This is a genomic window from Paenibacillus sp. ALJ109b (genome assembly GCF_010747435.1).
Taxonomy (GTDB): domain Bacteria; phylum Bacillota; class Bacilli; order Paenibacillales; family Paenibacillaceae; genus Paenibacillus; species Paenibacillus taichungensis.
Genome location: NZ_JAAIFP010000015.1, coordinates 258,460 through 268,864 on the forward strand (window position 1 = coordinate 258,460; position 10,405 = coordinate 268,864).

Annotated in this window: 9 protein-coding genes; all 9 read right to left on the reverse strand. The window is 48.0% G+C overall.

From position 1 onward, the window contains the following. Positions 1-134 precede the first annotated feature (134 nt). Positions 135-1,340: a nitric oxide synthase oxygenase gene (locus G3352_RS17140; RefSeq protein WP_163758251.1), complete on the reverse strand. Its 1,206-nt coding sequence runs from the start codon at positions 1,338-1,340 to the stop codon at positions 135-137. A gap of 128 nt (positions 1,341-1,468) precedes the next feature. After that, the gene (locus tag G3352_RS17145; protein WP_163758253.1) at positions 1,469-1,948 is read right to left on the reverse strand and encodes a Dps family protein; all 480 of its coding nucleotides are present in this window, start codon (positions 1,946-1,948) and stop codon (positions 1,469-1,471) included. Between the two features lie 340 nt (positions 1,949-2,288). Further along, on the reverse strand, positions 2,289-3,026 hold the full coding sequence (locus G3352_RS17150) for an HAD family hydrolase (RefSeq protein WP_163758255.1): 738 nt from the start codon (positions 3,024-3,026) through the stop codon (positions 2,289-2,291). Between the two features lie 240 nt (positions 3,027-3,266). Beyond that, the gene (locus tag G3352_RS17155; RefSeq protein WP_163758257.1) at positions 3,267-5,024 is read right to left on the reverse strand and encodes an adenine deaminase; all 1,758 of its coding nucleotides are present in this window, start codon (positions 5,022-5,024) and stop codon (positions 3,267-3,269) included. Positions 5,025-5,143: 119 nt separating this feature from the next. Continuing rightward, complete coding sequence (locus G3352_RS17160) at positions 5,144-6,202, reverse strand: ABC transporter ATP-binding protein (protein ID WP_063567191.1); 1,059 nt, start codon at positions 6,200-6,202, stop codon at positions 5,144-5,146. Positions 6,203-6,220: 18 nt separating this feature from the next. Then, on the reverse strand, positions 6,221-7,012 hold the full coding sequence (locus G3352_RS17165; RefSeq protein ID WP_024632851.1) for an ABC transporter permease: 792 nt from the start codon (positions 7,010-7,012) through the stop codon (positions 6,221-6,223). Between the two features lie 4 nt (positions 7,013-7,016). Continuing rightward, the gene (locus G3352_RS17170) at positions 7,017-7,835 is read right to left on the reverse strand and encodes an ABC transporter permease (protein WP_163758259.1); all 819 of its coding nucleotides are present in this window, start codon (positions 7,833-7,835) and stop codon (positions 7,017-7,019) included. A 199-nt stretch (positions 7,836-8,034) separates the two neighbouring features. Beyond that, positions 8,035-8,973, reverse strand: a complete 939-nt coding sequence (locus G3352_RS17175) for a nucleoside hydrolase (RefSeq protein WP_163758261.1) — start codon at positions 8,971-8,973, stop codon at positions 8,035-8,037. Positions 8,974-9,081: 108 nt separating this feature from the next. After that, the gene (locus G3352_RS17180; protein WP_163758275.1) at positions 9,082-10,152 is read right to left on the reverse strand and encodes an ABC transporter substrate-binding protein; all 1,071 of its coding nucleotides are present in this window, start codon (positions 10,150-10,152) and stop codon (positions 9,082-9,084) included. Positions 10,153-10,405: the final 253 nt, after the last annotated feature.

Sequence of the window (10,405 nt, forward strand, 5' to 3'; positions counted from 1 at the left end):
CCTCCTATATTAAGTCATGATCCTTATTATAGAAGTTCAATTAATTTCCATATAGAGAAAGAATATTCAGATTTATTTCCTATTTTAGTCCGTGCTTTGATGAAAAAACAGCAAAAAAACGACCCGCTCGCACATCAGTGTGCAAACGGGCATTTCATTGGTGGGTTCTCAGCCTGAGGCTGCTGATCGCCCTTGGTGTGTTGTTTTTCCCTGTCCAACCGTTCGGCTTCCGATTTCTCTGTATCTAGTTTGTAGGAATGATCTCCATAGAAAAAGTTGGGCTTCACAATCTCATTGCGGTATGAACTGTGAAAAATATGCGTCGTTGCCGGCGACACCGGCGGAATCAGCCAGACCCAATCACCTGTCAGTTCGCGCCCGGCTTTCTCTTCTCGCTGCTCAAACAAGGCAAATTGCGCTGCCGCTGTGTGGTGATCCACAATGCTAACGCCTGCTTTCTTGAATGAATGCAGCACAGCTACATTCAGCTCTACCAAAGCCCGATCCTTCCACAACGTCGTTTCACTCGACGTATTCAGGCCAAGTGCTGCCGCTACCGCTGGTAGTTTATTATAACGAAACGTATCCGCCAGATTGCGTGCACCAATCTCAGTCCCCATATACCAGCCGTTGAATGGTGCTGCCGGGTAGGATATGCCGCCAATCTCCAGTAGCATATCAGCAATCATTGGTACACCGTACCAGCGCATGCCCAGTTCGGCAATTTCCGGACGTTCCGGATGTTCAATCTTCACTTCCAAGATGTCTTCCTTGGGAACAGGATACCACTCTGGAGCTTGTCCCTGAGCCTGGATAATCAATGGCAGCACATCATAAGGCGTGCCTTCCCCCTGCCAGCCAAGCGACATGGCTGTCTTCGTTAACTCAACGGATGCAGGATCACCTACAATACCTTCCGTCGTCTCATATCCCGCATAACGGATCAATTGGTGATTCCAAATTCTCACGGGGGCTCCGTTCGGTCCATCAGGTGGAAGGATCGTAATCATGGGAATAATCTTCCCTTTGTTGGAAGCCGCTCTGATGTGCGTCATCACAGCATCTGCTGCCGTTCCAACCGTATCTGCATGACGTGCATCAACGATGCGCAGTTTATCCCAGAATAGCCGCCCGATGCAGCGATTGCTGTTCCGCCATGCCATTTTACAGCCATGCTCCAGTTCCTCCGCAGTATGCACATATGTACCTGTGTGCTCAATCTCGTTCAAAACTGCAACAAGCCGGGCCTGCGCGTCTTCACGCGAATGGCCCAGCTCTTCATAACATCTATATATAAACCGTTCAGCTTCTTCCCGCAGTTCATCCAGGTCTGTCCGCATTATTCACTCCACCAATCTATACATCTTGAATGCCATCATTATACGGCAAGCACACCGGATTTGTAAGCGAACGGGCACTTTGTTCACGGACTCTACATATCGTTGTTCAGGATGCAGGTTAACTTAGCTTATTTGCCCAGAAATGCGTTTAACATCCAGACCTCTTTATCCAAGGCAGCGGTGAATCCAATCAGCATATCTTCAGTCGCATTATCCTCAGCTTCGCCTGCTGCTTGAATACCCTGGTTAATAACACCCACCATCGCTTGCAGATCAGCAACTACGGTTTCCACCATTTTTTCAGCCGACAACTGTCCCTGTGCTTCCTCAACAGGTGACAACCGTAGTTGTTCAGCCATCGTTGCGACCGGACGTCCACCAATGGCCAACAGACGTTCTGCGGCTTCGTCCATATTCGCCGTAGCCAAATTATACAACTCTTCGAATTTGGCATGCAGTGTGAAGAAATGAGGACCTTTCACATACCAGTGGAAGTGGTGCAATTTGGTGTACAGTACAGACCAACCTGCGATCTGGCGGTTCAGGACCTCTTGAAGTTCAGTGGCATGGTTTGCAAAAGTATTGTTTCTAGTTTGGATTGTGCTCATGGAATTTATCCCCTCTCGAATACGATATAGTTTTGATTTTGATAACGTAATTTAACTTGCTTCCAGTTATTTAATTTAGACTTAATCTAAATCTTGTTTTAATTATAACACTGCCCTTATCCTTTGTGAAGGCTTTAGCCTACTCTTTCGAATGAAGATTCCATGAAGGTGCCTTCATGTTTGGACAGTGTAAGAAGACCCCTTTTAACACCTCTTACACTTAGTATCTATACCTCTATTTTCGCCAGTGTACAATGACAATCCTCACGTGGTATATAACAAAAAACAGCCCTGATCCTCACTGAGGATCAGGACTGCACCAACGCACATAGCGCACGCTTTATTGTTGAATCAACTCGGATGTAAGGATACAGCTTACCTCTTCATAACTACGAGCAACATGATGAGGCTGATGCTCTGATTCTGGCAAAGCATCACGATGGTTGAACCAAATCACTTTCCATCCGGCATCCACCGCACCAACAACATCATTGCGCCAGGAATCGCCGATATAATAACTGGAACCGGAATCCGATCCCGTCTGCCTGCTTACATGCTCAAACAATCTGCGATCCGGCTTGGCGTAACCAAGGGTACCCGATATGAAAATGCGTTCCTCGGGAATAAGACTGAGTACATCCAGCGCTTCGAGCTTCCGCTGCTGATGTTTTCCTTCTCCGTTGGTAATTAATCCCACCATATGCCCTTCTGCAAGAAGTCTTCGGATAAGTTCATATGCTCCCTCAAAGGGCTGGATCTGAAACTGTCTACTCAAATACTGTGCTTGCAGTTCTTCAGCCTGTCCCTGTTGCAGGGGATTTCCAAATTCCGCCATGGTCAGCTCAAATCTGCGATGACGCATCCTTTCTACCGCTTCGGGTTCAGGTACAGCAGACAAGTCCTCTTGAGCAGACAGCCAGTCGCTATAATAACGGAAGCGATGGTATGCCTCCCCATACGGGAAATCATCCGGTAAACCAAGAACTTGCTGTAATGCGCCACGAAGCGGCTGCAAGTGGTCATACAAGGTATCGTCTACATCGAAAAAGATGGTTCTTGTTTTATTTAATTTTTTCATAAATGCTACTTTCCTCCTGATGTTGGCTCCGAACATTCTCTTCTTACTATATATGTATTCAGTTGCTTCGTCCAAATAATGAATCACTTCCAAGTCCCCTCTGTTTGATCCTGCACATAAAAAACACCCCGTCTCACAACATGATGATAATGAGATGGGGTGTCACCAATTTTTTAATTTAACATTAATTCACGATCAACAATCTAATTGTAGATACATCACGAATTATGTGTATTCCAATTAAAGTATCAACGGTACAACCTTGCCTGCATTCACATCAATCAGGCCATGATCCGTAATTTTCAGAGCCGGACTTACCGCAAGGGAATGGGTACTGATGGACATGATTGGGTTATAGTGCACGTAACCAAGAGACAACATCGCTGCACGCAGCTCTTTCACTTGGTGTGACACTACCGCTAGCGGTTCCTCCGTCAAAATGCCACCCACTGGAAGTTCGAGATGAGACAACACTTTGCCGTCTTCCACCACACAGAACCCACCTTGGCTCGAAATTACCGTGTTAGCTGCTAAGATCATATCTTCACGATTGCGCCCTACGACCAATAGGTTGTGGTTATCATGTGAATATGTTGTTGCAATGGCACCACGCTTGATCGTGTCTCCACCAATCAAACCGTGTGCTCGGTTACCGTTCACACCATAACGTTCAAAGGTCGCAATCTGTCCATATTCGCTTTCTTCCCAGAGCAGTTCACCTTTCGCAGCCTGAACCTGTGCAATATGTTCTTCCACAAAGGTTGAACCATCCTTCACCATCATAACCCGGCAGTTTTTTAAACCATTTTCAGATAACTGCGCGTCTGAATCAGATCTTTCACTTTGCCCATTCACCTTTGGATCAGACAAACGGATTGCAAAATCCTCGGCTCCCAGCAGATCCAATTGCACGCTTTTGTAAAAGTGAGGTGGGAACTGTCCACTAATTCGGTCCTGCTTGTACGGTTCGTAGTCGTCATAAGCTTTACGGCCATTTTTGTATACCTGCTCTACTGCAAGTGTATCTAAGTTGGACAGCAGCACATAGTCCGCCACTTTGCCTGGGGCAATGCTACCGCGATCAGTCATTTTCATACGGGATGCAGGGGTTGAGGTTGCAGCGTAAATCGCATCTTCGGGGCGCATCCCCATCCGAATGGCTTTACGCACGATATGATCCAGATGTCCTCGTTCCACTAGCGAATCTGGCATAACATCGTCTGTTACGAAGCAGAAATGCTGAGCGACATCATGCTGAATCAGGTATTCCATGACTTCTGGCGTCATCGATTTTTCCTGAATTTCAATGAACATACCTGCCGCAATTCGTGCCTGCAAGCCTTCAATGCTCTGATGTGTATGATCCGAATCGATGCCCGCATAGATCAGTCGGTGCAGATCCAGCCCAAGCAATTTCGGTGTATGACCTTCGATCACAAGATCTGGATAGTTTTTGCGAATATGCTGAAGAATCTGATTGGTCTTGCATTCCGGATCACGGATGACGTCCACATAGTTCATGATCTCACCCAGACAGATGATCTCTCCAGTAGCGAGCAGCACATCCATGTCTTCGATTTCGATTGAACCACCTGTTGTTTCCATAGGCGTCGCTGGAACGGAGCTTGGGATAGCGTAGAACATGTCCACCGTTGTCTCACGACTGGCCGACATCATCTCCTGCACACCTTCCAGCCCAAACACGTTCGCCATCTCATGCGGTTCCGCCACAATGGACGTTACCCCGCAGCGGATCAGGCCATGGGAAAAGGTTGCCGGTGTCACCATCGTACTCTCAATGTGCAGATGAATATCAATAAGGCCCGGAATCATGTAACGTCCGCGTGCATCGATCACTTCATCAGCTTCAATCATCTCCGGGCCGCCTGGACCAACATACATAAATCTACCGTCCAGTACAGCCACGTTGTTCATTTCGAATCGTTTATAATAACTGTTATACACATGTACATTCTTAATTAGTTGATCTGCACGCATGGGGCATAATCTCCTTCTTCATGAGCATCTTACAGCGATCCAGAGCAGCAGTTACAACTAGCTATATTGCTCTGGATTCAGCTGATAAATGCCTCTTTTGCTGCTTCTGCTTCCTGCTGCTATTCCACAAGGACAAGTTTATCCTGCGGGAAAATCAGATTAACCCGCTGTCCGCTGAGATAAGGTGTCTCCATCTCCTGATTGGCTGTGAAGTCGCCAAGTTCTGTCTCAATGACGTACTGATAACTGCGTCCAAGGTACGTGCTTACTTTGATAATCCCTGGCAAAGCATTTGCCATGTCCCCAGAGGTATCTCCGCTAACCATCAGATCATCCGGGCGAATCGCACCTTTGCGTGCACCGGGACGTGCTGTTCCAGGATGCGCTGTTGCCGTGAACAAACGACCACCCGCTTTCAGCGTGATCACCTCTCCTGCATCACTGCGCTCTGCGAATTCAATAAAATTGTGGAAGCCGATAAATTGGGCTACAAATTCTGTGGCTGGGTATTTAAAAATCGTCTCTGGGCGGTCGAGCTGCTCGACAACGCCTTTGTTCATAATCGCTACCTGATCCGAGATGGAGAAGCACTCCTCCTGATCATGAGAAACATAAAGCGTCGTAATGCCCAGTTCCTGCTGAATCCGGCGGATCTCCACCCGCATATTCAGCCGCAGGTTGGCATCCAGGTTACTAAGCGGTTCATCGAACAACAGCAAATCCGGTTCAATGACGAGTGCGCGGGCAATCGCCACACGCTGACGCTGTCCACCGGACAGTTCCTGCGGGAAGCGTTTCTCGAAGCCGTTCAGGTTCACCACTTCAAGGATGCGCATTACGCGTGAAGAAATATCCTTATCTTTTACCTTGCGCATCCGCAGGCCGAAGGCCACGTTGTCATAGACAGACAGATGCGGGAACAGCGCATAACTCTGAAATACAAATCCGAAATTCCGCTTGTTTACCGGAACCTTCGTGTAATCCTTGCCGCCGAACATAAACTTGCCCTGTGTTGCTTCCAGGAATCCGGCGATGAGGCGCAGCGTAGTTGTTTTGCCGCAACCGCTCGGTCCGAGCAGGGAGAGCAGCTTACCTTTTTCCAGCTCCAATTGAAAATCCTTCAGGATCGTCTGGTTATCGTAAGCCACCGATACGCGATCCAATGTCAGCAATGCCATAGCGTTCTGCGCCTCCAATTAACGTTTAGTAAAGTATGAAAATCCGCCCATGATCCGTTCGATCACGAACATTAAAAGTCCAGTTAATACCATCAAGAGCACGGAAATGGCTGCAATGGTTGGGTCAAAATAATTTTCTACATAGGTCAGCATCTGAATTGGCAATGTGCTTACCCCTGGTCCGGTCATAAACACGGAAATGTCCACGTTGTTGAACGACTCCAGAAAGGCAATCAGCACCGCCGCGAGAATTCCTGAGCGAATGTTAGGCAGCACGATCTGGAAGAACGTTCTTACCCGTCCCGCGCCGAGACTCAGGGCTGCTTCTTCTACTGCAAAGTCAAAGCTCGACAGACTCGATGCGATAACGCGAATGATAAACGGAAGCATGATAATCGTGTGACCGATCAACAATCCGAGATACATCGGCAGATGATAGATCACGATCAGGTATTTCATCAATGTAAAACCAAGCACGATTCCCGGAATGAGTACCGGGGACAGGAACAATGCATTCAGCACGGACTTGCCTTTGAAATCATAACGACTAAGTGCGTACGCAGCCGGAACCCCGAGCAACAGCGCCAGCAAATTCCCCAGCAGGGAAATGATGATGGACGTCTGGAACGTACGGAGGAAACCGCCTGTGTTGAAAATATTCTCGTACCAGCGGAGGGAGAAGCCCTCCGGCGGAAATTTGAGTACCGTCCCCGGTTCAAACGAAGTCACCGAGATGATCAGAAGCGGGCCCAGCAGAAAGATAAAGACCAGCAGACTGAACAGGCCCAGCCCGATATGTTTCTCCCGCATATGTCTACCCCTTCGGATTTAAAGTTTTGGCCATTTTGTTCATGACACCGACCACGACAAACGTAATGACAATCATAATCGCAGCAACGACCGAGGCCAGATACCAGTCGTTCAGGGTCATGGCGTTCTGATAGAGGAACGTCGCAATTACGCGCTGTTTGCCTCCCAATAGTGCAGGCGTCGTATAAGCCGTCAGGCTTCCGACAAAAACAAGTACGGCTCCGATAACAAGCCCTGGCACAGCCAGCGGGAACACCACCCGGCGGAATGCCGTGAAACGGGATGCACCCAGGCTCTGCGCTGCCTTGAGCAGATCACCATCGATGTTCTCAAGCACACCGACCAGTGAAATGATCATGAGCGGCAGGAACAGATGGGTCAAACCAATCATCATGGCTGCCGGCGTATACAGAATATCCAGCGGCTTGTCCACGATACCAAGCCCAACAAGGGTGTTGTTAATCAGCCCTTTGCGTCCGAGAATAATCATCCAGCTAAACGAGCGCACAACCGGGCTCGTAAGCAGTGGGAAGATTGCCAGCGCGAGCAGAATGCCTTTGCGACGCGGCGCTTTCTGTGAAATATAATAAGCTGTCGGGAATCCGAGCACCACGCAGACGATGGTGGTGACCACGCTGACCTGCAGCGTCGTAAGCAATATTTTCAAAAAGTAAGGGTCTCTGAAAAAATGCATGTATCCTTCAAACGTGAAGGAGTTTTCCTGAAAAAACGTCGATCCGATCGTCAGGACAATCGGAATGATCATAAACGCCGCCAAAAACACAAATCCCGGCAGCAATAGCCAGTATACTGATTTCTTCATCGCGGTACTCCTGACATAAGAATTAGAGATTTATACTCGGATACTCCGATTGCAGTACCGTCCTTCGATCCCTGTTATCCCCCGATTTTTCTGATTCCTTTTCAATGGAGAAAATCGGGGGATAAAGGGGAACGCTTCGCTTCTCCAGATCGGTTCTGCACTCTCCGCAATCGTATAAATATCTTATTGGGTCGAGCAATTAAGAATTTAATGCATTAATAAATAGCTCAAGGAATGCTTCGGCGTCTACCGTTTCGCAGACGAGTGTGTTAGGTTGTTCGCCCAAACGGTTTTGGAAGTCACATACCATCTGACCATCACACAGGCGGCTGGCCGTCTCTACATCGACGTAATACGATTTGCGTCCAACCAGTTCCGGGGCAAGAGCGACGCCAACGGCCAGTGGATCATGCAGGGCACAGGCGCGTATGCCGTTCATTTCTTCATACCGCTTGATGTAAATCTCTGTGCTCTGTGCCACGTAATCGCGCAATACCGGATCAGTCAATCGTCCGATGGCTTCTTCATTCAACAGCGTTTGGCGGGTAACATCCAAGCCCACCTGCGTAAGCTTCTCGAAACCTGCATGCAATACAATGCGTGCGGCTTCGGGATCAGCGTACGTGTTGTACTCCGCAGTAGGTGTAATGTTGCCATGCCCACGAACAACACCACCCATGAAGATGACTTCCTTCAATAATGTAGGTAGTTCAGGACACTTCATTAACGCCAGAGCCAGATTCGTTAACGGCGCAGTCATGATCAATGTTAGTTCGCCTGGGTACAACTTCGCTTGTTCAACGATAAAGTCTGGGGCAAAGCCTTCATCCGCCTGCTTGGACACGGCCGGATCGGGCAGCGCACCACCCAATCCGTCTTGTCCATGTACCCGGTGCTCAAAGTGAGACTTGCGTGTGAGTGGCCCAGCTGCTCCGGCAATGACCGGAATGGAGGGTGCTCCCACCAGCTCGAGAACTTTGCATGTATTATCCGTTGCCTGCTGGAGCGATACGTTCCCGCAGACCGTGGTAATCCCGAGAATGTCCAGCTTCCGACTCTTGACGGCCAGCAAGATCGCCAGCGCGTCATCAATACCGGTATCCACATCCAGAATGATGCGATTTCCTGTTTCACTCATACATGCCCAACTCCTCTGCCGTTAAACTATTGCTTGCTGCAAATTTTTTGTTTGTCTAGCACAATCTATACCTGTCTCTAAACCTTATCGTTCTAACGCTAATTATGCTTATTGTGCAATCTCACGGTTCCAACGATCTGTCCATGCTTTAGCCTGTTGATTCACAAATTCCATATCCAGCTTGTTCAGCTTGCCAACCACGTCTGCACCATACGTTACGCCTTCAGCTTCTTCGGCATTCAATTCAACTTTTGTATTTACCGGGGAATCCACTTTAGCTTTGGCGGATTTGGTTTGTACATCCTGGCTCAACTGCCAGTTGATGAATTCTTCGGCGAGTTCTTTGTTCTTGCTGCCTTTCACGACATTGATTGTATTCATGACGGCATACGCACCTTCGCTAGGTGTAACAAACTTCGCATTTGGCACTGCGGCTTTCAAATCTTTGAAGTACATTTCCATAATCGGTCCGCCAGCAATCTCTTCCTGGGAGAACATGTTCACGAATTCGGAAGTTTGCGTGTAAAATTTAACAACGTTGCTACTTAATTTTTTCAGTTCCGCAAATGCTGCATCTTCATTAAACGTTTCGTTACCAGCTACACGGGAAGCTGCATCCAATACCATTGGGCCTGCTGTTGCCGTAATGTTCGGAATGGTCAGGTTACCCGCAAACGCCGGGTCCCACAGATCAGCCCATGAAGTGACTTCTTTGTTAACGAGGTCCGGGTTATAAGCGATTCCGAGCTGTCCAACGGTGTAGGCCGGGCCGTAATCTTCGCCAAGCGGTGCTTTGGCAATATCATAAATATCATTCACATTCGGAATTTTGGAGCGGTCGATTTTCTCAAACAAACCTTCATCAATACCTTGCTGTGCATAGTAATCGGACAAATAGATCACATCAACATTGGATGTACCTTGGCGGATTTTGTTCAAACGCTCAGCGTTGTTACCTACTTCAAGCACGATGTCTACATTATGTTCTTTTTCAAATGGACCAAACACTTCTTCATTGAAGAAATCTTCCGAGAACCCCCAAGTGGAGATGACCAGCTTGTTTGGCGCCGTGCCTCCGCTGCCTGATCCGCCTGTTGCGTTCTCTGTACTGCTGCCGCATCCTGCAAGTAATACCGATGTCATTGCCACTGCAGCCAAACCGCTAATCCACTTTTTCATCATGATCCTGATTCCCCCTAATATGTGTGTTTTAACAAACCAAGCCATTAAGTTGAACTAGCTTGATATTCTCAACTAAAAATTTTACACAATAACGTAGAGGACAGAAAAAACCTGAAGTAGCGGAGCTAAAAGCTTTCTGAAAGAAAGCTGCATCGAAAGCATACGCTTCGCCTTTATTTCCGGATTTCACCTTTTCTAAATACAATCAAAGAAATCTGGGAATAACAGCGATCGGAAGGTTGTTCTGTCA